Origin of the sequence: Mesorhizobium sp. M4A.F.Ca.ET.022.05.2.1 (genome assembly GCF_003998845.1) — a bacterium.
GTDB lineage: Bacteria > Pseudomonadota > Alphaproteobacteria > Rhizobiales > Rhizobiaceae > Mesorhizobium.
Genome location: NZ_RZOJ01000727.1, coordinates 1 through 1,237, shown reverse-complemented (window position 1 = coordinate 1,237; position 1,237 = coordinate 1). Strand labels below are relative to the sequence as shown.

Here is a 1,237-nt window from a genome sequence, read left to right as displayed (position 1 = left end):
ATCTCGGCATAGGGGCGCGGATCGGCAACCTCGTCGGCGGCGGCACCGGCGAAATGATCGGCGGTGACGTTGCGGATGCAATTGCCGCTGGTCTGGATGGCGTGCATCTCGACGCTGGCGAGATCGGCCAGGATCGCGGGAATGTCGGAGAGCGCCGGCCAGTTGAACTGTATGTTCTGGCGCGTCGTGAAATGACCGTAGCCCTTGTCGTATTTGCGCGCGATGTGGCCGAGCATGCGCAGCTGCTTGCTGTTCAGCGTGCCATAGGGCACCGCGATGCGCAGCATATAGGCATGCAGCTGCAGATAGACGCCGTTCATCAGCCGGAGCGGCCGGAACTGGTCCTCGGTGATCTCACCGGCAAGCCGGCGTTGCACCTGGTCGCTGAACTCGGCGACGCGGGCCTGAACGAAATCGTGGTCGAACTCATCGTAACGGTACATGCTTCGTCTTTCAGGGCGCGTCCGCCCGCATTGCCTGTTTGGTCTATGCCGCCCGCACGGGTTGCGGGCTTGCCTGCTTGCCAAGATCTTCGCGGATGGTCGGCCCGGCGGCGCGGATCTTTTCGCGCAGCCGCACCGGCTCGACCAACCCGTCGACCATCGTGACGTCGATCAAGTTGACGTCGACCACCTCGTTGCTGGCGTAGGCCGCCGCGCCGATCGCTTCCAGCCGGTCCTCCGCCGCCTTGTCATGGGCGAGGTCGGCGCCGCCGACCGTTTCCGCCCAGCCGCCATCGGCGTACCAGACGGCGATGCCGTCGGTGAGCCTGTTCGCGGTCAGAACCTTCATTGTTCAACTCCTTCGGCCGCTGCGCTGGCCATATCTTCATGCCTGTGTGCCGCGAGCGGCTCGGAACGTTCGAAATTGGCGCCGGCGACCGCGTCGCCGATGATGGTCATCACCGGACCGGCGAGATCGGCGCGGGCCTCCAGCGAAGGCAGGTCGGCCAGCGTGCCGTGGAAGCGGCGGCGGTTGCCGAGGCTGGCGTTCTCGACCACGGCGACCGCGGTGTCGGGCGACAGGCCCGCCTCGATCAGTCGGCCGGCGACTTCAGCCGCGACCGAGCGGCCCATATAGACGGCGACGGTGGCGCCGGAAATGGCGAGCTTGGCCCAGTCGGGCAGCGAATTGCCCTTAAGGTCATGGCCGGTCGTGAACACCAGCGAGGACGACACGCCGCGCAGCGTCAGCGGCAGTTCGAAATCGGCGGCCGCGGCAAAGGCCGCGGTGACAC

At 66.5% G+C, this 1,237-nt stretch carries 3 protein-coding genes; all 3 read right to left on the bottom strand.

The window, feature by feature from the left end; all coding sequences use genetic code 11:
- Nucleotides 1–443, bottom strand: a 443-nt coding sequence (locus tag EN745_RS34930; RefSeq protein WP_145992330.1) for a nitrite/sulfite reductase, incomplete at its 3' end; no start/stop codon positions are given.
- A gap of 43 nt (nucleotides 444–486) precedes the next feature.
- Complete coding sequence (locus tag EN745_RS34925) at nucleotides 487–792, bottom strand: DUF2849 domain-containing protein (protein ID WP_127423325.1); 306 nt, start codon at nucleotides 790–792, stop codon at nucleotides 487–489.
- Nucleotides 789–1,237, bottom strand: a 449-nt coding sequence (locus EN745_RS34920) for an SAM-dependent methyltransferase (protein ID WP_245487913.1), incomplete at its 5' end; no start/stop codon positions are given. The genes EN745_RS34920 and EN745_RS34925, both read right to left, overlap by 4 nt.